Source organism: Enterobacter sp. JBIWA008 (assembly GCF_019968765.1).
Taxonomy (GTDB): Bacteria; Pseudomonadota; Gammaproteobacteria; order Enterobacterales; family Enterobacteriaceae; genus Enterobacter.
On the sequence record NZ_CP074149.1, the window covers coordinates 1,409,531 to 1,436,246 of the forward strand.

The 26,716-nt window shown below is 54.3% G+C and carries 24 protein-coding genes and 5 tRNA genes; 21 read left to right on the forward strand and 8 right to left on the reverse strand.

The genetic code is table 11. From position 1 onward, the window contains the following. Positions 1-87: 87 nt before the first annotated feature. The 20 genes from mngA to pnuC all read left to right on the forward strand — a co-directional run bounded on the left by mngA (position 88) and on the right by pnuC (position 16,974). Positions 88-2,004: a PTS 2-O-a-mannosyl-D-glycerate transporter subunit IIABC gene (gene mngA / locus KGP24_RS06865; protein WP_223562790.1), complete on the forward strand. Its 1,917-nt coding sequence runs from the start codon at positions 88-90 to the stop codon at positions 2,002-2,004. 23 nt (positions 2,005-2,027) lie between these two features. After that, complete coding sequence (mngB, locus tag KGP24_RS06870) at positions 2,028-4,658, forward strand: mannosylglycerate hydrolase (RefSeq protein WP_223562791.1); 2,631 nt, start codon at positions 2,028-2,030, stop codon at positions 4,656-4,658. 681 nt (positions 4,659-5,339) lie between these two features. Beyond that, positions 5,340-6,908 carry a cytochrome ubiquinol oxidase subunit I gene (cydA, locus tag KGP24_RS06875; RefSeq protein ID WP_029741599.1) on the forward strand — a complete coding sequence of 523 codons (1,569 nt, stop codon included), beginning with the start codon at positions 5,340-5,342 and terminating at the stop codon, positions 6,906-6,908. Between the two features lie 15 nt (positions 6,909-6,923). Further along, complete coding sequence (cydB, locus tag KGP24_RS06880) at positions 6,924-8,063, forward strand: cytochrome d ubiquinol oxidase subunit II (protein ID WP_223562792.1); 1,140 nt, start codon at positions 6,924-6,926, stop codon at positions 8,061-8,063. 14 nt (positions 8,064-8,077) lie between these two features. Then, positions 8,078-8,191 carry a cytochrome bd-I oxidase subunit CydX gene (gene cydX, locus KGP24_RS06885; RefSeq protein WP_223562793.1) on the forward strand — a complete coding sequence of 38 codons (114 nt, stop codon included), beginning with the start codon at positions 8,078-8,080 and terminating at the stop codon, positions 8,189-8,191. Beyond that, positions 8,191-8,481 (forward strand): cyd operon protein YbgE, encoded by a 291-nt coding sequence (gene ybgE, locus KGP24_RS06890; RefSeq protein ID WP_014831116.1) that lies wholly within the window; start codon positions 8,191-8,193, stop codon positions 8,479-8,481. Before cydX ends, ybgE begins: the two co-directional genes overlap by 1 nt. Before the next feature lie 148 nt (positions 8,482-8,629). Continuing rightward, complete coding sequence (ybgC, locus tag KGP24_RS06895; RefSeq protein ID WP_003858593.1) at positions 8,630-9,034, forward strand: tol-pal system-associated acyl-CoA thioesterase; 405 nt, start codon at positions 8,630-8,632, stop codon at positions 9,032-9,034. Continuing rightward, positions 9,031-9,723, forward strand: coding sequence for a Tol-Pal system protein TolQ (gene tolQ / locus KGP24_RS06900; protein ID WP_008501101.1), 693 nt, complete (start codon positions 9,031-9,033; stop codon positions 9,721-9,723). Before ybgC ends, tolQ begins: the two co-directional genes overlap by 4 nt. 3 nt (positions 9,724-9,726) lie before the next feature. Beyond that, positions 9,727-10,155: a colicin uptake protein TolR gene (tolR, locus tag KGP24_RS06905; protein WP_045902275.1), complete on the forward strand. Its 429-nt coding sequence runs from the start codon at positions 9,727-9,729 to the stop codon at positions 10,153-10,155. Between the two features lie 28 nt (positions 10,156-10,183). Further along, the gene (tolA, locus tag KGP24_RS06910; RefSeq protein WP_223562794.1) at positions 10,184-11,437 is read left to right on the forward strand and encodes a cell envelope integrity protein TolA; all 1,254 of its coding nucleotides are present in this window, start codon (positions 10,184-10,186) and stop codon (positions 11,435-11,437) included. A 134-nt stretch (positions 11,438-11,571) separates the two neighbouring features. After that, positions 11,572-12,864, forward strand: a complete 1,293-nt coding sequence (gene tolB / locus KGP24_RS06915) for a Tol-Pal system beta propeller repeat protein TolB (RefSeq protein WP_008501103.1) — start codon at positions 11,572-11,574, stop codon at positions 12,862-12,864. A gap of 35 nt (positions 12,865-12,899) precedes the next feature. After that, entirely contained in the window at positions 12,900-13,421 is a 522-nt protein-coding gene (pal, locus tag KGP24_RS06920) for a peptidoglycan-associated lipoprotein Pal (protein WP_003858578.1), read from the forward strand. Between the two features lie 9 nt (positions 13,422-13,430). Next, a complete protein-coding gene (gene cpoB, locus KGP24_RS06925; protein ID WP_223562795.1) occupies positions 13,431-14,225 on the forward strand; it encodes a cell division protein CpoB in 795 nt (264 codons plus the stop codon). Between the two features lie 161 nt (positions 14,226-14,386). Continuing rightward, positions 14,387-14,462: transfer RNA gene (locus KGP24_RS06930), tRNA-Lys, on the forward strand. 126 nt (positions 14,463-14,588) lie between these two features. Next, positions 14,589-14,664 (forward strand) — tRNA-Val (locus KGP24_RS06935). A gap of 3 nt (positions 14,665-14,667) precedes the next feature. Beyond that, positions 14,668-14,743: transfer RNA gene (locus KGP24_RS06940), tRNA-Lys, on the forward strand. A 41-nt stretch (positions 14,744-14,784) separates the two neighbouring features. After that, positions 14,785-14,860, forward strand: a tRNA-Lys gene (locus tag KGP24_RS06945). A 31-nt stretch (positions 14,861-14,891) separates the two neighbouring features. Next, positions 14,892-14,967 (forward strand) — tRNA-Lys (locus tag KGP24_RS06950). A 221-nt stretch (positions 14,968-15,188) separates the two neighbouring features. Then, complete coding sequence (nadA, locus tag KGP24_RS06955; RefSeq protein WP_223562796.1) at positions 15,189-16,232, forward strand: quinolinate synthase NadA; 1,044 nt, start codon at positions 15,189-15,191, stop codon at positions 16,230-16,232. Positions 16,233-16,254: 22 nt separating this feature from the next. Continuing rightward, positions 16,255-16,974 (forward strand): nicotinamide riboside transporter PnuC, encoded by a 720-nt coding sequence (gene pnuC / locus KGP24_RS06960; RefSeq protein WP_223562797.1) that lies wholly within the window; start codon positions 16,255-16,257, stop codon positions 16,972-16,974. Here the strand turns inward: pnuC and zitB are convergent. Together zitB and KGP24_RS06970 are read right to left on the reverse strand one after the other, a co-directional pair. Then, on the reverse strand, positions 16,971-17,903 hold the full coding sequence (gene zitB / locus KGP24_RS06965) for a CDF family zinc transporter ZitB (RefSeq protein WP_223562798.1): 933 nt from the start codon (positions 17,901-17,903) through the stop codon (positions 16,971-16,973). The genes pnuC and zitB overlap by 4 nt on opposite strands. 106 nt (positions 17,904-18,009) lie before the next feature. Further along, positions 18,010-18,390 (reverse strand): YbgS-like family protein, encoded by a 381-nt coding sequence (locus KGP24_RS06970; RefSeq protein ID WP_223563461.1) that lies wholly within the window; start codon positions 18,388-18,390, stop codon positions 18,010-18,012. 304 nt (positions 18,391-18,694) lie between these two features. Here KGP24_RS06970 and aroG point away from each other — a divergent pair, with 304 nt between their 5' ends. Then, complete coding sequence (gene aroG, locus KGP24_RS06975) at positions 18,695-19,747, forward strand: 3-deoxy-7-phosphoheptulonate synthase AroG (protein ID WP_024908788.1); 1,053 nt, start codon at positions 18,695-18,697, stop codon at positions 19,745-19,747. Positions 19,748-19,808: 61 nt separating this feature from the next. On the opposite strand, the gene gpmA is transcribed toward aroG, so the two are convergent. The 6 genes from gpmA to modF all read right to left on the reverse strand — a co-directional run bounded on the left by gpmA (position 19,809) and on the right by modF (position 26,700). After that, positions 19,809-20,561, reverse strand: coding sequence for a 2,3-diphosphoglycerate-dependent phosphoglycerate mutase (gpmA, locus tag KGP24_RS06980; RefSeq protein WP_008501111.1), 753 nt, complete (start codon positions 20,559-20,561; stop codon positions 19,809-19,811). A gap of 206 nt (positions 20,562-20,767) precedes the next feature. Beyond that, positions 20,768-21,808 (reverse strand): galactose-1-epimerase, encoded by a 1,041-nt coding sequence (gene galM / locus KGP24_RS06985; protein ID WP_223562799.1) that lies wholly within the window; start codon positions 21,806-21,808, stop codon positions 20,768-20,770. Beyond that, the gene (galK, locus tag KGP24_RS06990; RefSeq protein WP_223562800.1) at positions 21,802-22,950 is read right to left on the reverse strand and encodes a galactokinase; all 1,149 of its coding nucleotides are present in this window, start codon (positions 22,948-22,950) and stop codon (positions 21,802-21,804) included. The genes galM and galK overlap by 7 nt, the downstream gene beginning before the upstream one ends. A gap of 3 nt (positions 22,951-22,953) precedes the next feature. Beyond that, entirely contained in the window at positions 22,954-24,000 is a 1,047-nt protein-coding gene (gene galT, locus KGP24_RS06995) for a galactose-1-phosphate uridylyltransferase (RefSeq protein WP_223562801.1), read from the reverse strand. A gap of 9 nt (positions 24,001-24,009) precedes the next feature. After that, positions 24,010-25,026: a UDP-glucose 4-epimerase GalE gene (gene galE, locus KGP24_RS07000; RefSeq protein WP_223562802.1), complete on the reverse strand. Its 1,017-nt coding sequence runs from the start codon at positions 25,024-25,026 to the stop codon at positions 24,010-24,012. Positions 25,027-25,227: 201 nt separating this feature from the next. After that, entirely contained in the window at positions 25,228-26,700 is a 1,473-nt protein-coding gene (gene modF / locus KGP24_RS07005) for a molybdate ABC transporter ATP-binding protein ModF (protein ID WP_223562803.1), read from the reverse strand. Positions 26,701-26,716: the final 16 nt, after the last annotated feature.

Consider the following 26,716-nt stretch of genomic DNA (forward strand, 5'->3'; position numbering starts at 1 on the left):
CGTTGTTAGTGAAAGTGATCACATAAATGTATTGTGTAGCCTGCCACAATTGCCGCCAGACAATAACAACTTACGTGTGAGGATCTTATGAACCTGACGACTCTGACCCACTCCAGTGCTGTCTGCGTGCAGGCGCACTATGCCAGCCGTGATGAGGCAATTCGCCAGCTTACGATGCGACTGGTGGCGCTGGGCAAAATTACCGATGGTGATGCATTTCTGGCGGAGGTCTACCGTCGCGAATCGCAGGGGCCAACCGCACTGGGAGAAGGGCTGGCTGTCCCGCATGGTAAATCGAGCGTGGTGAACGAAGCGGCTTTTGCGGTTGCTACGCTGAGCGAACCGCTGGAGTGGGAGGGGGTGGACGGCCCTGAAAGCGTTGTGCTGATCGTCCTGCTTGCCATCCCGCCTGCTGAAGCGGGATCCACACATATCCAGGTGCTGACGGCGCTGACGTCTCGCCTGGCAGATGATGCACTCCGGGAACGCGTGATGGCTGCTGCGACGGCGGAGGATCTGCTTGACGCGCTGAACGGTGTCTCGCAGGAGGACGAGGTTGCCACATTGGTGAATGCACCAACCGTCATCTGCGTCACCGCCTGTCCGGCTGGGATTGCCCATACCTATATGGCGGCTGAGTACCTGGAAAAAGCGGGACGTAAGCTGGGCGTCAACGTGGTGGTCGAAAAGCAGGGGGCGAATGGCATTGAGGGGCGCATCACCGCGCAGCAGTTGCAGGAGGCCAAAGCGTGCATCTTTGCTGCAGAAGTGGCGATCAAAGAGAACGAGCGTTTTCAGGGGATCCCAGCCATCTCCGTGCCCGTCGCGGAACCCCTGCGCCATGCTGAAGCGCTCATCGAGCGCGCGCTGGCGCTTCAGCCTTCTACCGATGCTCGTCATGCGCATGGCGATACGGGAATGAAAAAGAGCGTTAAAACTGAGCTCAAGCAGGCGCTCCTTAGCGGTATCTCCTTTGCGGTGCCGCTGATCGTCGCCGGCGGGACGGTGCTGGCCGTGTCGGTACTACTGGCGCAAATCCTTGGCCTGCAGCACCTTTTCGACCAGGAAAACTCATGGCTGTGGATGTACCGCAAGCTTGGCGGCGGCATGCTCGGCATTTTGATGATCCCAGTTCTGGCTGCCTATACCGCTTACTCGCTGGCGGATAAACCCGCGCTGACCCCGGGCTTTGCGGCCGGTCTTGCGGCCAATATGATTGGCTCTGGTTTTCTTGGCGCTATCGTCGGCGGGCTGATCGCGGGCTATCTGATGCGCTGGGTGAAAAACCACATCCGGCTCAGTAGCCGCTACAACGGCTTTCTGACTTTTTATCTTTATCCGGTGATTGGCGTACTGGGGGCAGGCAGCCTGATGCTGTTTGTGATCGGCGAACCGGTGGCCTGGCTTAATACTACGCTCACCGCCTGGCTTAATGATCTGTCCGGTGCGAATGCGCTGCTTCTGGGGGCGATCCTCGGGTTTATGTGCTCATTCGATTTGGGTGGCCCGGTCAACAAAGCCTCTTACGCGTTCTGCCTGGGGGCGATGGCGAACGGCGTATACGGTCCCTATGCCATCTTTGCCTCCGTCAAAATGGTGTCAGCCTTCACCGTCACGGCGTCAACGTTGCTGGCACCAAAGCTGTTTAAACGGTTTGAAATTGAAACCGGTAAATCCACCTGGCTGCTTGGCCTCGCGGGCATTACCGAAGGGGCGATTCCGATGGCGATTGAAGATCCGCTTCGCGTAATTGGCTCATTTGTACTCGGCTCCATGGCAACAGGCGCGATTGTTGGCGCGATGGGGATCGGCTTGTCTACGCCAGGGGCCGGTATTTTCTCTCTCTTTTTACTTCACGATGCCGGGTTGAACGGTGTGGTTGCGGCGGCGGGCTGGTTTGGCGCGGCGCTGGTGGGTACTGCTATCTCGACCTTTATTCTGCTGCTCTGGCGACGCCAGGCGGTAAAAAAGGGCAACTACGTCACTGAAGACGCCTTACCGTAAAAACGCACAAACAGGAAATGAAGATGAAAGCTGAATCTCGCGTTCATATCACGCCGCATATGCACTGGGACCGTGAGTGGTACTTCACCACCGAAGAGTCGCGTATTCTTCTGGTCAATAATATGGAAGAGATCCTGACCCGTCTGGAGCAGGACGAAGAATATAAATACTACGTCCTCGATGGACAGACGGCGGTACTGGAGGATTATTTCGCCGTCGTGCCCGAAAACCGCTCTCGCGTGAAGGCGCTTGTCGAGCGTGGAAAGCTGATTATTGGCCCCTGGTATACCCAGACCGATACCACGATTGTCAGCGGCGAGTCGATTGTCCGCAACCTGATGTACGGCATGCGCGACTGTATGGCGTTCGGCGAGCCGATGAAGATCGGCTATCTGCCGGATTCGTTTGGTATGTCCGGCCAGCTTCCGCATATCTATAACGGATTTGGTATTACCCGCACGATGTTCTGGCGCGGCTGCTCGGAAAGACACGGAACCGATAAAACCGAATTTCTCTGGCAGAGCCAGGACGGCAGCGAAGTGACGGCGCAGGTGCTGCCGCTGGGCTACGCGATTGGTAAGTACTTACCGGAGGACGAAGCAGGGCTGCGAAAACGGCTCGAAAGCTATTTCGAGGTTCTGGAAAACGCCTCCGTCACCAAAGAGATTTTGCTGCCCAACGGTCACGACCAGATGCCGCTCCAGCAGAATATTTTCGCGGTGATGGATAAGCTTCGTGAAATCTATCCCCAGCGTCAATTTGTGATGAGTCGGTTCGAAGAGGTGTTTGATTTTATCGACGCGCACCGCGATAAGCTGGCGACGTTAAAAGGTGAGTTTATCGACGGAAAATACATGCGCGTGCACCGGACCATCGGCTCCACGCGCATGGATATCAAAATCGCCCATGCGCGTATCGAGAACAAAATTGTCAATATCCTCGAGCCGCTGGCGGCGCTTGCCTGGACGCTGGGCTTCGACTATCACCACGGCCTGCTGGAGAAGATGTGGAAAGAGATCCTCAAAAACCACGCTCACGACAGCATCGGCTGCTGCTGTAGCGACAAGGTGCATCGCGAAATTGTCTCTCGCTTTGAGCTGGCTGAGGACATGGCGGACAACCTGGTGCGTTTCTATATGCGCAAGATTGTCGATAACATGCCGCAAAGCGACGCCGATAAGCTGGTGATGTTCAACCTGATGCCCTGGCCGCGTGAAGAGGTGATGAACACCACGATTCGGCTTCGGGCCAGCCAGTTCAGACTGCGGGATGAAAAAGGCAACGAGATCCCTTATTTCATCCGCAGCGCGCGCGAGCTCGACCCGGGTCTCATTGACCGGCAGATTGTCCATTATGGCAATTATGAACCGTTTATGGAGTTTGATATTCAGCTCAGCCAGATACTGCCGTCGATGGGCTACCGTACGCTGTTTATCGAACCTAACGTGGCCGGGAAGGTGCTCCCGGCGGTGAAAAACACCGAATCCTTACTTGAAAATGCCTTCTGGCAGATTGACCTAAATGACGACGGTACGTTGCGCCTGCGCGACAAAGAAACCGGGCTTAGTTATGACCGCGTGCTGGAAATCGAAGAGAGTTCTGATGATGGCGATGAGTACGACTACTCGCCTTCTCGGGAAGAGTGGAGGCTCACTTCAGCGCAGGGTGAGCATGAAGTTGAGGTCACGCATGAAGGCTGGCAGAGCAGGGCGGCAATCCGCCATCGAATCGCCGTTCCGGCAAATCTGGCCGAACGCGCGGCGCGCCAGCGAAACGGCTCACTCCACGTGGAGTTTGACGTCACGCTTAGCCATAACAGCAGGCGCATTGATGTGGCCGTGCGCCTGGATAACCAGGCTGACGACCACCGCGTTCGCGTGTTGATCCCAACGCCGTTTGTGACAGAGGAGGTGTTAGCGGATACGCAGTTTGGCACGATCTCTCGTCCGGTGGAGGACGCGCCGATGCAAAACTGGCAGGAGGAGGGGTGGAAAGAAGCGCCGGTTCCCGTCTGGAATTTACTCAACTATGCCGTCCTGCAGGAAAAACGAAACGGGCTTGCGTTATTCACCGAGGGACTGCGTGAATTTGAAGTCGTGGGCGATAAACAAAAAGCATTTGCCTTGACCTTGCTGCGTGGCGTCGGATTACTCGGCAAAGAAGATTTGCTGTTGCGTCCAGGCAGGCCTTCGGGGATCAAAATGCCTGTTCCTGACTCTCAGGTGCGCGGGCCGTTAACCTGTCGCTTTAGCCTCTTCAGCTTCAGTGGTACGCCAGAAAACGCGGGCGTCGCACAGCAGGCTAAATCGTGGTTAACGCCGGTGCAGTGCTATAACAAAATTCCCTGGGATGCGATGAAGCTGAATCGCGCGTCGTTTATCACGCCGGAAAGTTACAGCCTGTTAGCGCTTTCGCCAACGGGATGCGTACTCAGTGCGCTCAAAAAAGCGGAAGACCGTGATGAGCTCATTCTTCGTCTGTTCAACCCTTCGCAGTCCAGCGCATGTGACGCGACGCTATCCATGAATCCGACGGTGAAGCGGTGCTGCGAAACGGACATGAATGAACGGCTGATGGACCACAGTGAAGATGAGGGCATGGTCGGGGCATTCAGGCCGGGACAGTCGCGAACCTTTAGTCTTCTTCTTGCATGAGAACCGCTGATATCGTTAAAAGGCTGCAGTGTTTGCGGCCTTTTTTCATTAAATAGTCACATAGTGGTGTTAAGTTATGGGGTGATAAAAGTAAAATAAATGTAATTGCGAAGAGTTGCATAAAGGCAATGGAAAAATAACTCGGACCGACTATGCTTTATCGTCTATCGCGCATCGAAATGAAGCTTTTCTTTCGCGTTAATTAAAATCACTTCTATTTATATTTTTTTCCGTCTTCGATAACCAATCATATCTTTGTATGTACATATCATTAACATGGTTTTTACCATTCTCACCATGGTTAAACATGGTTAACATCAAAGCTTGTTTTTGATTTAAATCAAAGTTTAATCCTTGGAAAAAGGCGCGGAAAAGCGCTAAATTGTCCCCGATCAAAATGGCCGAAAAGTGGTAATTTTGCTATAAATTGATCACCGTCGAAAAACGTAAATGTGACTCTATAAAAACCTGTTTATTGTAAGGGTTTTGCAGCGTATTATATTTGCGGGATCAATTTGAGTTTTTTATTAACGTATTTGTAACCTCACGTCATCGTTTTTATCTTCCTTTAGGGTAATAACGACGACAAGGATGCGAATAATTTGTATTGGGGCATGCGTGTGAATCTCTCTCTGGTGGGGTTCACTCTCGGAGTCTTCATGCGATGAGCAAGGAGTCATGATGTTAGATATAGTCGAACTGTCGCGTTTACAGTTTGCCTTGACCGCGATGTACCACTTCCTGTTTGTGCCACTGACGCTCGGTATGGCGTTCCTGCTGGCTATCATGGAAACGGTATACGTTCTCTCCGGCAAACAGATTTATAAAGATATGACCAAGTTCTGGGGCAAGTTGTTTGGTATCAACTTCGCACTGGGCGTGGCAACCGGTTTGACCATGGAGTTCCAGTTCGGGACTAACTGGTCTTACTATTCCCACTATGTAGGGGATATCTTCGGTGCGCCGCTGGCCATTGAAGGTCTGATGGCATTCTTCCTCGAATCCACCTTTGTAGGTCTGTTCTTCTTCGGTTGGGACCGTCTGGGTAAAGTCCAGCATATGGCGGTGACCTGGCTGGTAGCATTAGGTTCGAACCTGTCCGCGCTGTGGATCCTGGTGGCGAACGGCTGGATGCAGAACCCTATCGCGTCTGATTTCAACTTCGAAACCATGCGTATGGAGATGGTCAGCTTTGCCGAGCTGGTTCTGAACCCGGTTGCGCAGGTTAAATTCGTTCACACCGTCGCTTCTGGCTATGTGTGCGGCGCGATGTTTATCCTGGGCATCAGTTCTTACTACATGCTGCGCGGTCGTGACTTCGCGTTTGCCAAGCGCTCCTTTGCTATCGCTGCAAGCTTCGGCATGGCTGCAATCCTCTCCGTTATCGTTCTGGGTGATGAGTCCGGTTACGAAATGGGTGACGTGCAGAAAACCAAACTGGCCGCAATCGAAGCCGAATGGGAAACCCAACCGGCGCCAGCTGCCTTTACGCTGTTTGGTATTCCGGATCAGGACGCACAGGAAAACCGCTTCGCCATTCAGATCCCTTACGCGCTGGGTATCATCGCCACCCGTTCTGTTGATAAGCAGGTGACGGGTCTGAAAGAGCTGATGGTTCAGCACGAAGAGCGTATTCGTAACGGTATGAAAGCCTACTCGCTGCTGGAACAGCTGCGTGCTGGTTCTACCGACCAGGCCGTCCGCGACCAGTTTAACGACGTGAAGAAAGATCTGGGTTATGGTCTGCTGCTGAAGCGTTATACTCCGAACGTTTCTGATGCGACGGAAGCGCAGATCCAGATGGCAACCAAAGACTCGATTCCACGCGTTGCGCCACTGTACTTCGCATTCCGTATCATGGTGGGCTGCGGCATCATCATGCTGCTGATCATTGCGGCGTCCTTCTGGTCTGTGATTCGCAACCGCATCGGCGAGAAAAAATGGCTGCTGCGCACCGCGCTGTACGGTATTCCACTGCCATGGATCGCAATTGAGTCCGGCTGGTTTGTTGCGGAGTATGGCCGTCAGCCATGGGCGATTGGTGAGGTACTGCCAACGGCGGTAGCGAACTCCTCCCTGACCGCAGGCGACCTGATCTTCTCCATGCTGCTGATTTGTGGTCTGTACACCCTGTTCCTGGTGGCTGAACTGTTCCTGATGTTCAAGTTCGCGCGCCTTGGCCCAAGCAGCCTGAAAACCGGTCGCTATCACTACGAGCAGTCCACTGCGACTACTCAGCCGGCACGCTAAGACAGGAGTCATCAAATGATCGATTATGAAGTATTGCGTTTTATCTGGTGGCTGTTGATCGGCGTTCTGCTGATCGGTTTCGCCGTCACGGATGGTTTCGACATGGGGGTGGGGATGCTCACCCGTTTCCTCGGTCGTAATGACACCGAGCGTCGAATCATGATCAACTCCATCGCCCCTCACTGGGACGGTAACCAGGTGTGGCTGATCACCGCTGGCGGCGCGCTGTTCGCTGCCTGGCCGATGGTTTACGCGGCTGCGTTCTCCGGTTTTTATGTGGCGATGATTCTGGTGCTGGCCTCTTTATTCTTCCGTCCGGTCGGTTTCGACTACCGTTCCAAGATTGAAGACACCCGCTGGCGCAACATGTGGGACTGGGGCATCTTCATCGGTAGCTTCGTTCCACCGCTGGTAATCGGCGTGGCGTTCGGTAACCTGCTGCAGGGTGTGCCGTTCCACCTGGACGAATACATGCGTCTCTACTACACCGGTAATTTCTTCCAGCTGCTGAATCCGTTTGGTCTGCTGGCGGGCGTGGTGAGTGTGGCAATGATCATCACTCAGGGCGCAACCTACTTGCAGATGCGTACGGTGGGTGAACTGCACCTTCGTTCCCGTGCCACCGCGCAGGTTGCGGCGCTGGTAACACTGGTCTGCTTCGCGCTGGCAGGTGTTTGGGTCGTATACGGTATTGATGGTTATGTGGTGACCTCTGCTATCAACCATGCTGCACCGTCTAACCCGCTGACCAAAGAAGTGGCGCGTCAGGCTGGCGCATGGCTGGTGAACTTCAACAATACCCCTGCGCTGTGGGCGATCCCGGCTCTGGGCGTGCTGTTGCCGCTGCTGACCGTGTTGACGTCTCGTCTGGAGAGAGGCGCTCTGGCGTTCGTGTTCTCATCACTGACCCTGGCGTGCATTATCCTGACGGCGGGTATTGCGATGTTCCCATTCGTCATGCCATCCAGCACCATGCTGAATGCTAGCCTGACCATGTGGGATGCGACATCGAGCCATATGACGCTGAACCTGATGACGTATGTTGCTTGCGTGTTCGTTCCGATTGTTCTGGCTTACACCATCTGGTGTTACTGGAAAATGTTCGGACGTATCACGAAAGAACATATCGAAAGCAACACCCATTCTATGTACTAAGTAAGGAGCTGAATATGTGGTATTTCGCATGGATTTTAGGGACGCTTCTTGCCTGTGCATTTGGTGTCATCACTGCCCTGGCGCTTGAGCATGTAGAAGCGACCAAAGCGGGTGAAGAAAAACGCTGATGAATATTATCGCGACGCTTTACGCGGTAATGGATAAGCGCCCGCTACGGGCGCTTTCTTTAGTGATGGCATTACTGCTGGCAGGTTGTATCTTCTGGGACCCTTCGCGCTTTGCAGCGAAAACCAGCGAGCTTGAAATCTGGCACGGCTTTCTCATTATGTGGGCGGTGTGCGCAGGTGTGATCCACGGCGTCGGTTTTCGTCCGAAGGCCATTCACTGGCAGGGAATTTTTTGCCCGCTAATTGCCGATCTGGTGCTTCTCGCCGGTTTGATTTTCTTCTTCTTCTGAATAAGAAATGTCCGTTAACGTTATGGGCTTACCCGAGCCCATAAAAATTTACTCTCCGTTTACTTTCCCCCATTCCCAACCCTCTTTCCCGCGCGTATAGTAGCGAAGTTTAAAAGCTCTAACTTTTGTTGCATTACCGGGATGTAAAGTGAATACAACGCTGTTTCGATGGCCGGTTCGTGTCTATTACGAAGATACCGATGCCGGTGGTGTGGTTTACCACGCTAGCTACGTTGCTTTTTATGAACGGGCACGCACAGAGATGCTGCGCCATCATCACTTTAGTCAACAGGTTCTGTTGGCTGAGCGAGTTGCCTTCGTGGTACGCAAGATGACGCTTGAGTATTTTGCGCCTGCCAGACTCGACGATATGCTCGAAGTCCAAACTGAAATTACATCAATGCGTGGGACCTCACTGGTTTTCACGCAGCGGATAGTCAACGCAGAGAATACCGTACTGAACTCAGCTGAAGTACTGATTGTTTGTGTTGATCCAACCATAATGAAGCCTCGTGCGCTTCCTAAGTCTATTGTCGCGGAGTTTAAGCAGTGACTGACATGAATATCCTTGATTTGTTCCTGAAGGCAAGCCTTCTGGTTAAACTTATCATGTTGATTTTGATTGGTTTTTCAATCGCATCCTGGGCCATCATCATCCAGAGAACGCGTATCCTCAATGCCGCTGGCCGTGAAGCTGAAGCGTTTGAAGATAAGTTCTGGTCGGGTATTGAGCTTTCTCGTCTGTATCAGGAAAGCCAGGGACGCCGTGAAAACCTTACAGGCTCCGAGCAAATTTTTTATAGCGGTTTCAAAGAGTTTGCTCGTCTGCATCGAGCAAACAATCATGCGCCGGAAGCGGTGGTGGAAGGTGCCTCGCGTGCGATGCGCATCTCTATGAACCGCGAGCTGGAAAATCTCGAAACGCATATTCCATTCCTCGGTACTGTCGGTTCCATCAGCCCGTATATCGGCCTGTTTGGTACCGTGTGGGGGATAATGCACGCCTTTATCGCGCTGGGCGCGGTAAAGCAGGCGACGTTGCAGATGGTTGCACCGGGTATCGCTGAAGCACTGATTGCGACCGCTATCGGTCTGTTTGCGGCAATTCCTGCGGTTATGGCTTACAACCGTCTGAACCAGCGCGTGAACAAACTGGAACTGAACTACGACAACTTTATGGAAGAGTTCACTGCGATTCTGCACCGTCAGGCGTTTACCAGCACCGAGAGCAACAAGGGGTAAACCATGGCCAGATCGCGTGGACGAGGTCGTCGCGAGCTCAAGTCCGAAATCAATATCGTTCCACTGCTAGACGTCCTGTTGGTACTGCTGCTGATCTTCATGGCGACAGCGCCAATCATTACCCAGAGCGTGGAAGTGGATCTGCCGGATGCAACAGAATCACAGGCGGTGAGCACCAATGACGATCCTCCGGTTATCATTGAGGTTTCCGGCGTAGGGCAATACAGCGTCGTGGTAGAGAAAGAACGTATGGATCAGCTGCCGCCTGAGCAAGTTATTGCTGAAGCGCAGCGTCGTCTGGAGTCAAATCCGAAAACGGTCTTCTTAATCGGTGGCGCGAAAGACGTACCCTACGATGAAATTATTAAAGCGCTGAACTTGCTACATAGTGCGGGTGTTAAGTCAGTTGGCTTAATGACCCAACCTATTTGATCATCCGCGTAGTTTTTGGGAACCGATAGTGTCAAAGGCAACCGAACAGAACGACAAGCTTAAGCGAGCGATAATCGTCTCCGCAGTGCTGCACGTTATTCTCTTTGCAGCGCTGATCTGGAGTTCGTTCGACGAGCATATTGATGCATCAGCCGGCGGCGGTGGAGGGTCTTCCATTGACGCCGTGATGGTGGATCCCGGTGCGGTAGTACAGAACTATAATCGCGAACAACAGCAGAAGGCGAGTGCCAAACGGGCTGAAGAGCAGCGTGAAAAACAGTCGCAACAGCAGGCGGAAGAACTGCGTGAAAAGCAGGCCGCAGAGCAGGAGCGTCTGAAGCAGCTTGAGAAAGAGCGTTTGCAGGCGCAGGAAGCCGCGAAAGAGCAGGCGGAACAGCAGAAGCAAGCCGAAGAGGCCGCGAAGAAAGCACAGGAACAGCAAAAGCAGGCGGAAGAGGCGGCAGCAAAAGCCGCAGCGGACGCGAAAGCACAGGCTGATGCCCAGGCAAAATTAGCGGCAGAAGCGGCGAAGAAAGCCGCTGCTGATGCTCAGAAGAAAGCTGAAGCGGAAGCCGCGAAGAGAGCCGCTGCTGATGCCCAGAAGAAAGCTGAAGCGGAAGCAGCGAAAAAAGCTGCTGCTGATGCTCAGAAGAAAGCCGAAGCGGAAGCTGCGAAAAAAGCCGCTCAGGAAGCAGAGAAGAAAGCTGCTGCCGAGGCCGCGAAGAAAGCCGCTGCTGCTGAGAAAGCGGCTGCAGAAAAAGCTGCCGCCGCTGAAAAAGCCGCTGCCGATAAAAAAGCTGCAGCTGAGAAGGCCGCTGCCGATAAGAAAGCTGCTGCTGATAAAGCGGCTGCCAAAAAGGCTGCTGCAGCTGAAAAAGCAGCTGCCGCCGCAGGGGTTGACGATCTGCTGGGCGATTTGAGCTCAGGTAAGAATGCACCGAAAACGGGCGGTGGTGCGAAAGGAAACAACGCAGCGCCGACGGGAAGTGGTAACACTAAGAGTAACGGTGCGACAGGGGCTGAAATCAACGGTTATGCCGCGCAGATTAAATCCGCTATTGAAAGCCGATTCTATGATGCGTCTTCCTATACCGGTAAAACGTGTACATTGCGTATAAAACTGGCTCCGGACGGCATGCTGCTGGATATTAAGTCTGAAGGTGGCGACCCGGCTTTATGTACTGCGGCCCTGGCTGCAGCGCGTCAGGCGAAGATGCCTAAACCGCCGTCTCAGGCAGTTTACGAAGTCTTCAAAAATGCGCCGTTGGACTTCAAACCTTAAGTTACATTTTCCCCGTGCAAACGGGGAAAAATAGACCAGGTTTAGTCACAGGGTTCTGGTAGTTTTGTCTATTTGAGTTTGTTAACATTCTGCTAAATTATCGTGGGTAAGGTTACCCGGATAAGGGAGATATGATGAAGCAGGCATTACGTGTAGCATTTAGTTTTTTAATGCTGTGGGCAGCAGTACTGCACGCAGAAGTACGTATCGAGATCACCCAGGGGGTGGACTCGGCACGCCCAATCGGTGTTGTTCCGTTCCAGTGGGCCGGTCCTGGCGCTGCACCTGAAGATGCCGGTGGCATCGTGGCGGCTGACCTGCGTAACAGCGGTAAATTCAACCCGTTAGATCGTTCTCGTCTGCCTCAGCAGCCGGGCAGCGCGCAGGAAGTACAGCCTGCAGCATGGTCTGCGCTGGGTATTGATGCCGTGGTTGTGGGTCAGGTTACGCCTAACCCGGACGGCTCTTACAACGTGGCCTGGCAGCTGGTGGATACCGGCGGTGCACCGGGTACCGTTCTGGCACAGAACTCTTACAAGGTCACTAAGCAGTACCTGCGCTACGCGGCACACGCGGCCAGCGATGCGGTATTTGAGAAACTGACCGGCATTAAAGGGGCGTTCCGTACCCGTATTGCTTATGTGGTACAGACCAACGGTGGTCAGTTCCCATATGAGCTGCGCGTATCTGACTACGACGGCTACAACCAGTTCCTGGTGAAACGTTCTTCTCAGCCGCTGATGTCTCCAGCCTGGTCTCCGGACGGTTCTAAACTGGCCTATGTAACCTTCGAAAGCGGCCGTTCAGCGCTGGTTATCCAGACGCTGGCAAACGGTGCCGTTCGTCAGGTTGCGTCTTTCCCACGTCACAACGGTGCGCCTTCGTTCTCTCCGGACGGGTCTAAACTGGCGTTTGCGCTGTCAAAAACCGGTAGCCTGAATCTGTACGTGATGGACATTGGCTCTGGCCAGATTCGTCAGGTGACCGACGGTCGCAGCAACAACACCGAACCTTCATGGTTCCCGGACAGTCAAAACCTGGCGTTTACCTCTGACCAGGCTGGCCGTCCACAAATCTACAAAGTCAACATCAACGGCGGTGCTCCGCAGCGTATTACCTGGGAAGGTTCGCAGAATCAGAACTCAGACGTGAGCAGCGACGGTAAATTTATGGTAATGGTGAGCTCCAACGGTGGGCAGCAGCACATTGCCAAACAAGATCTGGTAGCGGGTGGCGTTCAAGTTCTGTCGTCAACGTTCCTGGATGAAACGCCAAGTCTGGCACCTAACGGCACGATGGTAATCTACAGCTCTTCTCAGGGGATGGGATCTGTGCTGAATCTGGTTTCTACAGATGGGCGTTTCAAAGCGCGTATTCCGGCAACTGATGGACAGGTAAAATCACCTGCCTGGTCGCCGTATCTGTAAATAATAATTAATTGATTACTAAAGGAATCATAGAAATGCAACTGAACAAAGTGCTGAAGGGGCTGATGATCGCTCTGCCTGTAATGGCAATCGCAGCGTGTTCTTCTAACAAGAACGCCAGCAATGACCAGAGCGGCGAAGGCATGATGGGTGCCGGCACCGGTATGGACGCGAACGGCAATGGCAACATGTCTTCTGAAGAGCAAGCGCGTCTTCAGATGCAGCAGCTGCAGCAGAACAACATCGTTTACTTCGATCTGGATAAATACGACATCCGTTCTGACTTCGCTGCGATGCTGGATGCTCACGCTAACTTCCTGCGTAGCAACCCATCTTACAAAGTCACCGTAGAAGGTCACGCGGACGAACGTGGTACTCCAGAGTACAACATCTCCCTGGGTGAACGTCGTGCTAACGCTGTTAAAATGTACCTGCAGGGTAAAGGCGTTTCTGCTGACCAGATCTCCATCGTTTCTTACGGTAAAGAAAAACCTGCAGTACTGGGTCACGACGAAGCGGCTTACTCCAAAAACCGTCGTGCCGTACTGGTTTACTAAGAGAATTGCATGAGCAGTAACTTCAGACATCATCTGTTGAGTCTGTCGTTACTGGTTGGAATAGCGGCCCCCTGGGCCGCTTTTGCTCAGGCACCAATCAGTAGTGTCGGCTCAGGCTCGGTAGAAGACCGGGTCACTCAACTCGAGCGTATTTCTAACGCTCACAGCCAGCTTTTAACCCAACTCCAGCAACAACTTTCCGATAACCAGAATGATATTGACTCTCTCCGCGGTCAGATTCAGGAAAGCCAGTATCAGCTTAACCAGGTTGTGGAACGTCAGAAGCAGATTTTGCTGCAGATGGATAGCCTGAGCAGCGGTGGTGCAGCAGCACAAGCACAGCCAGCCGCGGGCGATCAGACCGGTGCGGCGACATCAGCTCCGGCTGCGGATGCTTCTGCTTCAACAGGTGCGCCTGTACAGAGCGGTGACGCGAATACGGACTACAATGCGGCCATTGCGCTGGTGCAGGATCAATCTCGTCAGGATGACGCGATTGCTGCGTTTCAGAACTTTGTTAAGAAATACCCTGATTCCACTTATCAGCCAAATGCGAATTACTGGCTTGGTCAGCTGAATTACAACAAGGGTAAAAAGGACGATGCGGCGTTTTATTTTGCCTCGGTGGTAAAAAACTACCCGAAATCGCCGAAAGCGCCTGATGCAATGTACAAAGTGGGCGTTATCATGCAGGACAAAGGCGACACTGCGAAAGCCAAAGCGGTTTATCAGCAGGTGGTCTCCAAATTCCCGGGTACCGAAGGTGCTAAGCAGGCGCAAAAACGTCTGAATTCGATGGGATGATTATCACATGACCAGAAATCGCGTTATTTCTGGTCGTGCAGCATGATTCGTAAGCAGTTAAGTGATCTTCATCGAAATTTTTGTTGCGCTGAATTCTTAAATCAGTAATATATGCCGCCGTTGCCACGGGATATCAAACAACGTGAAAACAGCGTAAAAGTGGGTCGTTAGCTCAGTTGGTAGAGCAGTTGACTTTTAATCAATTGGTCGCAGGTTCGAATCCTGCACGACCCACCACTAAGTCAGGTGGAAGTAGTAGTAAAACGTGAAGGATAACGTTGCGTCAGCAACGGCCCGTAGGGCGAGGCGAAGCCGAGTCATCCTGCACGACCCACCACTTAACGCATACCGGCAGTACAGAGTGGGTGATTAGCTCAGTTGGTAGAGCATCTCCTTTACACGGAGGGGGTCGGCGGTTCGAGCCCGTCATCACCCACCACTCGGGTCGTTAGCTCAGTTGGTAGAGCAGTTGACTTTTAATCAATTGGTCGCAGGTTCGAATCCTGCACGACCCACCAATTTTATTGGTGCCGAGTAATAATTCAGGCAACACCCGAATGGGTCGTTAGCTCAGTTGGTAGAGCAGTTGACTTTTAATCAATTGGTCGCAGGTTCGAATCCTGCACGACCCACCAGCCTGAATAAATTTGAAGTACATCCCGCAAGGGGTCGTTAGCTCAGTTGGTAGAGCAGTTGACTTTTAATCAATTGGTCGCAGGTTCGAATCCTGCACGACCCACCAGTGTAGAAAGGCGCCCTAAAGGCGCCTTTTTGCTATATGTCTGTTTTTAGGTTGGGTAGGGCGAAGCCGCCAGCCGACAAATGCTATCCGCACCTATTTCCGGTGACTTTTCCGCTCATATTCGCTATCTTGTTTAGTATAAAAAACACAATTGCCACGCGTTTTGCTATGTAAGGCAAAAGAAAGGCAATATTGTTAAGCCAGTAAAACGAGAAGCCATAATGAGTGTGATGTTTGATCCCGAAGCCGCAATCTATCCGTTTCCACCAAAGCCTGTCCCGCTGAGCCTGGATGAAAAGCAATTCTATCGCGAGAAGATCAAGCGTCTTCTCAAAGAACGAGATGCGGTGATGGTGGCCCATTACTACACCGACCCGGAAATTCAGCAGCTGGCGGAAGAGACCGGGGGCTGTATTTCTGACTCACTGGAGATGGCACGCTTCGGTGCAAAACATCCTGCTTCCACGCTGCTGGTTGCTGGTGTGCGTTTTATGGGCGAAACGGCAAAGATCCTGAGCCCTGAAAAAACCATTCTGATGCCAACGCTTAATGCGGAGTGTTCTCTGGATCTCGGCTGCCCGATTGACGAATTCACGGCCTTCTGTGACGCCCACCCTGACCGGACCGTGGTGGTTTACGCCAACACCTCTGCGGCGGTAAAAGCGCGGGCAGACTGGGTTGTAACCTCCAGCATCGCCGTTGAGCTGATTGAACATCTGGATAGCCTGGGCGAGAAAATTATCTGGGCGCCTGACCGCCATCTCGGAAATTATGTCCAGAAGCAGACGGGGGCTGACGTTCTCTGCTGGCAGGGTGCCTGCATTGTCCATGACGAATTCAAAACCCAGGCGCTGGCGCGCATGAAGGCACTTTATCCTGACGCCGCTATTCTTGTTCACCCTGAATCACCTCAGTCGATTGTCGACATGGCGGATGCCGTAGGCTCAACCAGCCAGCTTATTAACGCGGCTAGGACGTTGCCTCACCAGCAGCTCATCGTGGCGACCGATCGCGGCATCTTCTATAAGATGCAGCAGGCGGTGCCGGAGAAAGAGCTCCTTGAAGCCCCAACGGCGGGCGAGGGCGCAACGTGTCGCAGCTGTGCGCATTGCCCGTGGATGGCGATGAACGGCCTGAAGGCCATTGCCGAGGGCTTAGAAACCGGTGGTGCGGCGCATGAAATCCATGTGGATGCCGCCTTGCGTGAAGGCGCGTTAATCCCGCTTAACCGCATGCTGGATTTTGCGGCTACACTACGTACTTAATTCAACTCGCCCCGGGGAAAAGATGGATTTTTTTAGCACGCAGAACATTCTGGTTCATATACCGATTGGTGCAGGTGGCTATGACCTGTCATGGATTGAGGCTGTTGGCACGCTGGCGGGATTACTCTGTATCTGGCTGGCAAGCCTGGAGAAGATCAGCAACTATGCGTTCGGACTGATTAACGTTACGCTGTTTGCGATTATCTTCTTCCAGATCCAGCTGTACGCCAGCCTGCTTTTGCAGCTGTTCTTCTTCGCCGCCAATATTTACGGCTGGTACGCGTGGTCGCGTCAGAACAGCCAGCAGGAAGCAGAGCTTCAGATCCGCTGGCTGCCCTTGCCGAAAGCCATCGCCTGGCTTGTCGCCTGCGTGGTCGCTATTGGTTTAATGACCGTTTACATCAACCCGGTGTTTGCGTTCCTGACACGTGTTGCCGTTTCGGTCATGTCCGGTTTCGGCCTGAACGTGACGATGCCTGCACTTCAGCCGGATGCCTTCCCGTTCTGGGATTCCTGCATGATGGTTCTGTCGATTGCGGCGATGATCCTGATGACCCGTAAATACGTTGAGAACTGGCTGCTGTGGGTCATCATTAACGTTATCAGCGTAGCGATCTTCGCCCTGCAGGGCGTCTATGCGATGTCGCTGGAATACCTGCTGCTGACCTTCATCGCGCTGAACGGCAGCCGGATGTGGATTAACAGCGCGCGTGAGCGAGGTTCTCACGCGCTTTCCAGCTAGTGGTGATGCGGATGTGAATGTCCGGACTGCGCCTCGTTAAGGTGGCAGTCCGGCCCGTTACAGGGCTGATACTCCATCTGGATGGTGGCGTGGCTAATTTCGTAGTGATGTTCAAGAAAGTGCTGGATGCGTTCTAGCAGCGCATCGTGGTCGTGAGGCGGGATCACCTGGACGTGTAGCGTCATGACCGGCTTTTCCCCCACCAGCCAGACGTGCACGTGATGAACGTTGCGGACTTCAGGGACTGAACGGCGCAGGTTGCGCTTCAGCTCGTCAATATCCATAGATGTCGGTGCCCCTTCAAGAAGTTCATTCACGCTCTCCTTCAGCAGCCTCCAGGCGCTGCGCAAGACCAGACAAGACACCAGCACGGACAGAATCGGATCGACAGGCGTCCAGCCGGTGTAGAGGATCACCAGCGCGGCGACAATCGCCCCGACTGAGCCGAGTAAATCACCCAGAACATGCAGAGCGGCAGCACGGACGTTAAGGTTCTTTTCACCGCTGCCGCGGTGCAAAATCCAGAAGGCCAGGATATTTGCCAGCAGCCCTGCCACGGCAATCACCATCATTGTCGCCCCGGCGATCGGCTGCGGGTGTCTGAAGCGCTGTACGGCCTCCCAGACGATAAGAACGGTAATGACCACCAGCGCGATGGCGTTAACAAACGCGGCAAGGGTTGTCAGCCTCAGCCAGCCGAAGGTGTGGCGCGCATTCGGAGGACGACGCGCAAACTGCACCGCCAGCAGGGCGAAGAGTAGCGCTGCGGCATCGGTCAGCATATGTCCGGCATCAGCCAGAAGGGCCAGAGAGCCGGAAATCAGGCCGCCAATGACCTCAATGACCATAAATGTTGCCGTGATGCCAAAGGCCAGCATCAGTCGTTTAGCGTTGTCGTTGCCTGGAGACTGTGAGTGGGAGTGCGACATGTCTGCTTTCCTGAAGTGTTATTATTTTTAGTGTAGCTTTTTTAATAGGTTACTCCAAAAAGAAAGGAGAGCCAGAGCTCTCCTTTTTCTTCCCGATCACACCCCATTACTGGGTGGTGCCATCGGTTTTGGTATTCGCATCGTTCCCTACTTTGTCATTAGGATCGGGGCATTTCCCGTCCTTACACATCGAGTTCTTATGAACCTCATCCGCACTCATATTGTCATGATTCATGGTGCCGGAACCGCTGCTGTTGGGATGCAGCATCGTGCCGCCGGTGTTGCTGTTACCGGTATTGATCTGGCTGTTGTCGACATTATTCGGGGCAATATTCTGTTTCGCATCAGGGGCGGGCTGGCCTGCTGCTGCTGCCGCATTCGCATCCCCGTTGCTGTCTGATGTGCCCGTTTCCGCGGCCAGGACGCTACCGCTGGCCAGAGTGAGTGTGGCGGTCAGGAAGAGGGTTGCCAGTTTTGTCATTTTCATCATGGTGCTCCTGTTCTTGTCGTTAAGCTGGATAACATTCTCCAACAGTGCATCTGTTTTAGAGGCGAAAGATTCCGCCTTACGGACTTACGTCAGTAGGGAATCGCGTTTAAGCGTGTAAAATTGGGTGTTACAGTTAAAAAGCTTAGGTTAGATCTCATTTTTCGCTATTTTGTGGCGATTTTTAGGCGAATTCCAGGAATTATCTGCGTGAAGTGTAAAACCGTGTTTACACTTCCTGATCGACAAGATAGATTGAAAGGATTGCTTTCATTACTAAAGATATGGCAGAGCTGGAAAGAAAATGAATTATCAGAACGACGATTTACGTATTAAAGAGATCAATGAGTTATTACCTCCTGTAGCGCTCCTTGAGAAATTCCCCGCCACTGAAAATGCCGCAAACACGGTTTCTCATGCTCGTAAAGCGATCCATAAGATCCTGAAAGGTAATGACGATCGTCTTCTGGTGGTGATTGGCCCGTGCTCTATTCACGATCCTGCAGCCGCGAAAGAGTACGCAGCCCGTCTGCTCACCCTCCGTGAAGAGCTGAAGGACGAGCTGGAAATCGTGATGCGCGTCTATTTTGAAAAACCGCGCACCACCGTGGGCTGGAAAGGGCTGATTAACGATCCGCACATGGATAACAGCTTCCAGATCAACGACGGTCTGCGCATTGCGCGCAAGCTGCTGCTGGAGATCAACGACAGCGGCCTGCCTGCGGCCGGTGAATTCCTGGACATGATTACGCCACAATACCTGGCAGACCTGATGAGCTGGGGCGCAATTGGTGCCCGCACTACTGAATCTCAGGTTCACCGCGAGCTGGCGTCCGGTCTTTCTTGCCCGGTGGGTTTCAAAAACGGCACTGACGGCACCATTAAGGTGGCTATCGACGCCATCAACGCAGCGGGCGCGCCGCACTGCTTCCTTTCCGTGACCAAATGGGGTCATTCCGCCATCGTTAACACCAGCGGTAACGGCGACTGCCATATCATTCTGCGCGGCGGCAAAGAGCCAAACTACAGTGCGAAACACGTGGCAGAGGTGAAAGTCGGGCTGGAAAAAGCCGGGCTACCACCGCAGGTCATGATCGATTTTAGCCATGCCAACTCCAGCAAGCAGTTTAAAAAGCAGATGGAAGTGGGGGCAGACGTCTGCCAGCAGATTGCCGGCGGTGAGAAAGCGGTGATTGGGGTGATGATAGAAAGCCATCTGGTTGAAGGTAACCAGAACCTGGAAGGCAGTGAACCGCTGGTGTATGGCAAAAGCGTGACCGATGCCTGCATTGGCTGGGACGATACCGATACCATCCTGCGTCAACTGGCGAATGCGGTAAAAGCGCGTCGCGGCTGAATTCTCAGGCACAAATAAAAAAGCGCGGAAGGCTCCGCGCTTTTTTTATGTCTGGCGAAAATTACTTCGCTTTACCCTGGTTTGCGACAGCCGCTGCTTTCGCTGCGATCTCATCTGCGTTACCCAGATAGTAGTGTTTGATTGGCTTGAAGTTTTCGTCGAACTCATACACCAGCGGTACGCCAGTTGGGATGTTCAGTTCGAGGATTTCGTCTTCACCCATGTTGTCCAGGTATTTCACCAGCGCACGCAGGGAGTTACCGTGAGCAGCGATGATCACGCGCTCGCCGCTTTTCAGGCGTGGCAGAATGGTTTCGTTCCAGTAAGGCACAACGCGGTCGATGGTCAGCGCCAGGCTCTCGGTGGTTGGCAGCTCAGCGTCGGTCAGTTTCGCGTAACGCGGGTCGTGACCAGGGTAGCGCTCGTCATCTTTGGTAAGCTCTGGTGGGGTGACCGCGAAGCCGCGACGCCACTGTTTAACCTGCTCGTCACCGTATTTCTCAGCGGTTTCCGCTTTGTTCAGGCCCTGCAGCGCACCGTAGTGACGTTCGTTTAGTTTCCAGGACTTCTCAACCGGCAGCCAGGCCTGATCCAGTTCGTCAAGCACGTTCCACAGGGTGTGGATGGCACGTTTCAGCACAGAGGTGTAAGCAAAATCAAAGCTGAAGCCTTCTTCCTTCAGCAGTTTACCTGCTGCTTTTGCTTCGCTTACGCCTTTCTCAGACAGATCAACGTCGTACCAACCGGTAAAGCGGTTTTCGTTGTTCCACTGGCTTTCGCCGTGACGCACCAGGACCAGCTTAGTTATAGCCATCTCTTACTCCTCAAGCATTTTTAGAATGATAACAATTCTCATTATATTGCCGTGACCGTGCCACCAGCAACGCTTAACCCTAACCATAGCGAAAATAGTCTCTGAGTGTAAGATGCTTGTGAATCCAGGGTTGTGATTTTGTCTGCGATCGGCGCTATTTTCAGCAAGGCATGCAGAAAAAAGCCCTCCGGAGGGAGGGCTGGACATTAATGTGGAATAAAATGGTATTCCGTCATGCTCACGTACTCTTCACCCGGGCGCAGCACGCACCCAGGCTGCGGCCATTCCGGGTGGTTTGGGCTGTCCGGCAGGAACTCGCTCTCCAGCGCCAGGCCTTGCCAGTCGCTGTACTCATCGTGTTCGCGCGCCGTCGTGCCGCCGAGGTAGTTGCCTGAATAGAACTGCAGGGCAGGGGCAGTGGTGTAAACCGTCATCTGCAGCTTCTCATCCGCAGACCAGACCTGCGCGGCAGGCTGTTTTACATCACCTTTGGCCTGCAGCAGGAAAGCGTGATCGTAGCCTTTCACCTTACGCTGATCGTCATCGCTCAGGAAATCCTGGGCGATGGTTTTCGCGCTGCGGAAGTCAAAGCTGGTGCCGCTCACGTCTTTAAGGCCCTGATACGGAATGCCCATCTCGTCAACCGGCAGATACGCATCCGCCAGGATCTGCAGCTTGTGCTCACGCACGTCGCACTGGCTACCGTCCAGATTAAAGTACGCATGATTGGTCAGGTTGACAGGACACGGCTTGTCGACCGTCGCACGGTATTCAATGGCGATACGGTTGTCGTCGGTCAGCGTAAAGCGCGCGGACGCGATAAGGTTCCCCGGGAAGCCCTGATCGCCATCAGGCGAATCCAGCGAGAACAGCACTTCCCCGTCGTTTTGACGAACAATCTTCCAGCGGCGTTTATCAAACCCGTCCGGTCCGCCGTGCAGCTGGTTCTCACCCTGGCTTGGAAGCAGGGTGTACTGCTCGCCGTCGAGCTCAAAACGGCTCTTCGCGATGCGGTTAGCATAGCGCCCAACGGATGCGCCCAGATAGGCGGACTGATTGACGTACTGCTCAGGCGAGGCGCAGCCGAGCAGGGTCTCGCGCACGCTGCCGTCCGGCATCGGTACGCGGGCAGAAAGAAGGGTCGCCCCCCAGTCCATCACCGTAACGACCATCCCCGCGCTGTTGCGCAGGGTTAACAGACGATACGGCAGACCATCCGGTGCGAGTGTAGGCGTTTCGTTTAGCACTGTCCGGCTCCTTGTGATGCTTTACAAACATAGAAGGTTTCTTTGATGCCTGTTTTTGCTTCGTACTGCTTCGCGACGGCGTCCTGGACGGCAGGGACCAGCTCTTCTGGCACCAGCGCAACGATGCATCCGCCAAAACCGCCGCCCGTCATGCGAACGCCACCTTTGTCGCCAATGGTAGCTTTAACGATGTCCACCAGGGTGTCGATCTGCGGCACGGTGATTTCAAAATCGTCGCGCATGGAGGCGTGAGATTCAGCCATCAGCTCACCCATGCGTTTCAGGTCACCTTTCGCCAGCGCGGAGGCGGCTTCAACGGTACGGGCATTTTCCGTCAGCACGTGACGAACGCGTTTAGCGACGATCGGATCCAGCTCGTGCGCCACTTTGTTAAATTCATTGAGCGTCACGTCGCGCAGGGCAGGCTGCTGGAAGAAGCGGGCGCCGGTTTCACACTGTTGGCGGCGGGTGTTGTATTCGCTGCCCACCAGCGTGCGCTTAAAGTTGCTGTTGACGATCACCACCGCCGCGCCTTTCGGCAGGGGAACGGCTTTGGTACCCAGCGAGCGGCAATCAATTAACAGGGCATGCTCTTTTTTGCCGAGCGCGGAGATCAGCTGGTCCATAATGCCGCAGTTACAGCCCACGAACTGGTTTTCTGCTTCCTGACCGTTCAGGGCAATTTGCGCGCCGTCCAGCGGTAAATGATAAAGCTGCTGGAACACGGTGCCAACGGCGACTTCCAGTGACGCAGAGGAGCTTAATCCCGCACCCTGCGGCACGTTGCCGCTGATGACTAAATCCGCACCGCCAAAGTTCTTGTTACGCTTCTGAAGGTGTTTCACCACCCCGCGCACGTAGTTAGACCACTGCTGGCTGTCGTGCGTCACAATCGGGGCATCAAGGGAAAACTCGTCCGTCTCATTACCGTAATCCGCCGCAACCACGCGGACTTTACGGTCGTCGCGCTTCGCACAGCTGATGACTGTCTGGTAATCGATAGCGCACGGCAGCACGAAACCGTCGTTATAGTCGGTGTGTTCACCGATAAGGTTAACGCGGCCTGGTGCCTGGATAACGTGGGTGGCAGGGTAGCCAAATTTCTCAGCAAACAGGGATTGTGTTTTATCTTTCAGACTCATTTTTTAGACTCCTGATTCGCGATAGTGGACGTCGCTAACGGCACGCAGACGTTCTGCTGCCTGTTCCGCCGTCAGGTCACGCTGGGTTTCTGCCAGCATTTCATAGCCCACCATAAATTTACGTACCGTCGCAGAGCGCAGCAGCGGCGGATAGAAATGGGCGTGCAGCTGCCAGTGTTGATTCTCTTCGCCGTTAAACGGAGCGCCGTGCCAGCCCATGGAGTACGGGAAGGAGCACTGGAAAAGGTTGTCGTAACGGCTGGTCAGCTTTTTCAGCGCCAGGACAAGGTCGTCGCGCTGCGCGTCGCTGAGATCGGTGATGCGCTGCACGTGCGCTTTCGGCAGCAGCAGCGTTTCAAACGGCCATGCGGCCCAGTAAGGGACGACGGCCAGCCAGTGTTCGGTTTCCACCACGGTGCGGCTGCCGTCGGCCAGCTCACGCTGGGTGTAATCCACCAGCATCGGCGAACCGTTTTCCGCGTAATACGCTTTCTGCAGACGGTCTTCACGCTCGGCTTCGTTAGGCAGGAAGCTGTTCGCCCAGATCTGGCCGTGCGGGTGCGGGTTAGAGCAGCCCATGGCCGCGCCTTTGTTTTCGAACACCTGCACCCACGGATAGCTCTGCCCCAGCTCTGCGGTTTGCGACTGCCAGGTGCTGACGACCTCTTTCAGCGCGTCCACGCTCAGCTCCGGCAGCGTTTTGCTGTGATCGGGCGAGAAGCAGATCACGCGGCTGGTTCCGCGCGCGCTTTCGCAGCGCATCAGCGGATCGTGGCTGTCCGGCGCGTCCGGCGTTTCGGTCATCAGGGCGGCAAAATCGTTGGTGAAGACGAAGGTACCTTTGTAGTCCGGGTTTTTATCCCCGGTGACGCGCGTGTTGCCCGGACAGAGGAAGCAGTCCGGGTCGTGCTGCGGCAGCGTCTGTTTTGCAGGCGTCTCCTGCGCTCCCTGCCAGGGTCGCTTGGCGCGATGCGGAGAAACCAAAATCCATTGCCCGCTTAACGGGTTAAAACGACGATGCGGATGATCGACGGGATTAAATTGCGTCATGACGGATCCTTAGTCCGGATAGCCTTGCGGGTGGCGTGACTGCCAGTGCCAGGTATCCTGTGCCATTTCATCAAGCGTGCGCGTCACACGCCAGTTAAGCTCTTTGTCGGCTTTGGTGGCATCGGCCCAGTAAGCAGGCAGGTCGCCATCACGACGCGGAGCGAAGTGGTAGTTCACCGGCTTACCGCAGGCTTTGCTGAAGGCGTTAACCACGTCCAGCACGCTGCTGCCGACTCCGGCGCCGAGGTTGTAAATATGCACGCCCGGTTTGTCAGCCAGCTGCTGCATGGCCGCAACGTGACCGTCGGCCAGATCCATGACGTGGATGTAGTCGCGCACGCCGGTGCCATCTTCGGTCGGATAGTCATTGCCAAAAATCGCCAGCGAGTCGCGGCGACCCACGGCAACCTGAGCGATATACGGCATCAGGTTGTTCGGAATGCCCTGCGGATCTTCACCCATATCGCCAGACGGATGCGCGCCGACCGGGTTGAAGTAGCGCAGCAGCGCGAAGCTCCACTCCGGCTGTGCTTTTTGCAGGTCGGTCAGGATCTGCTCCACCATCAGCTTGCTTTTGCCGTACGGGCTTTGCGGCGTACCGGTCGGGAAGCTTTCAACGTAAGGGATTTTGGGCTGATCGCCGTAGACGGTAGCGGAGGAGCTAAAGATGAAGTTTTTGACGTTGGCCGCGCGCATGGCGGAGATGAGGCGCAGGGTACCGTTGACGTTGTTGTCGTAATACTCAAGCGGCTTCGCAACGGATTCACCGACCGCTTTCAGACCCGCGAAGTGGATCACCGCTTCGATGGCGTGGTCGTGAAGGATCTCGGTCATCAGCGCTTCGTTGCGGATGTCGCCTTCCACGAAAGTCGGTTGTTTACCGCCAAGGCGTTCAATCACCGGCAGCACGCTGCGCTTACTGTTGCACAGGTTGTCGAGAATGATGACGTCGTGACCGTTTTGCAGCAGTTGCACGCAGGTATGACTACCTATGTAACCGCTACCACCTGTTACCAGAACTCGCATATTTCGCTCCATTGGGCTTATGGTATGTAATAACCATAGCATAACAGAGACGCGAAAAGTGTGACATGGGATAAAATAGTGGTATCGTTTACACTCGTTTTCACACTCACTTTTTCAATGACTGAGCGCATTCTAGATCAAAGAGATAGCGATGTATTGATGCAAGTTATCTGAAAAAGAGGAGGGCGGAGCCCTCCACGATTAATCGACGTTGCTGAGAAGGTAGCGATAACCCTCACCGTCCGGCACAAACTCCAGACGATGCGTGATGCAGGCGGGGGCATCTTCGGCATGGTGTGAAACGAACAGCAGCTGCGTTTCGCCTTCGCTAATCAGCACGTCCACAAAGCGGCGGATAAGCTGGCGATTCAGCGGATCGAGTCCCTGCAGAGGTTCGTCGAGGATCAGAAGCGTAGGGTGTTTCACCAGCGCGCGAACGATCAGGGCCAGGCGCTGCTGCCCCCACGACAGGCTATGAAACGGCGCGTCAGCCACCCGGTTGTCCATGCCCAGAATATCCAGCCACTGCTGGGCCAGCTTGTGCTGTTTGTCCGACACCGCCTGATAAATACCGATGGAATCAAAATACCCGGAAAGAATCACGTTGCGTACCGAGGTACTGACCCGGTAATCCAGATGCAGGCTGCTGCTGACATAGCCGATATGTTTTTTTATATCCCAGATGGTTTCGCCGCTGCCGCGACGCCGACCAAACAGCGTCAGATCGTTGCTATAGCCCTGCGGGTGATCGCCGGTGATCAGGCTCAGCAGCGTGGATTTTCCCGCGCCGTTAGGGCCGACAATCTGCCAGTGCTCGCCAGGATTGACCGTCCAGCTTAGACGGTTAAGGATCGGGCGATCGTCATAAGAGACAATTCCCTCCCGCAGCACGATGCGCGGCTGGTGGGGATCGAGCGCATGGCGGGCCGAAGGGGCGTCAGGTTCCGGAAGGGTAATACCGTCGAGTTGTTCGCTGTGCGCGAGCTGGGCAATGAGCGCCTGCTTAAGCAGCGCGTTTTTTTCCCCGGTCTCGGTCAGGTTACAGTCTGCCAGTACGCCTGCGTGCTGGATAAATTCCGGAATTTCATCGAAGCGGTTAAGCACCAGCACCAGGGTATATCCCTGCTGATTAAGCGACTCCAGCAGGGCCGCCAGCTGCGCACGGGACTGCACGTCAAGGCCGTCAAACGGTTCGTCGAGGATAAGCAGCTCGGGCTCGCTCATCAGCGCCTGACAAAGCAGCGTTTTTCGCGTCTCGCCGGTCGAAAGGTATTTAAAGCGCCGGTTCAGCAGGGCGGTGATGCCGAACCGTTCTGCCAGGCGCTGACAGCGGGCGGGATCTTTAATCTCATCCTGAATAATTTCCGCCGTCGTACGGCCGGTATCGTCTTCGCCAGGGCTGAGTAAATCAGTGTTATTGCGCTGCCACTCGTCGCTCACCAGCTTTTGCAGTTGTTCAAATGACAGGCGCGTCAGGCGCGTAAAGTCGCCCCGGCATTCGCCCTTGAGGAGAGGGAGCTCGCCGGCCAGTGCGCGGGCCAGCGCGGATTTACCGCTGCCGTTAGTGCCGACAAACGCCCAGCTTTCACCCGCGCGTATCGTCAAATCAGCAATCGTCAGCGTTCGGGTATCGCTAAGACGAAACGTGCCTTGCGAAATATGCAATGATGACATGATTTATCCCTGTTTT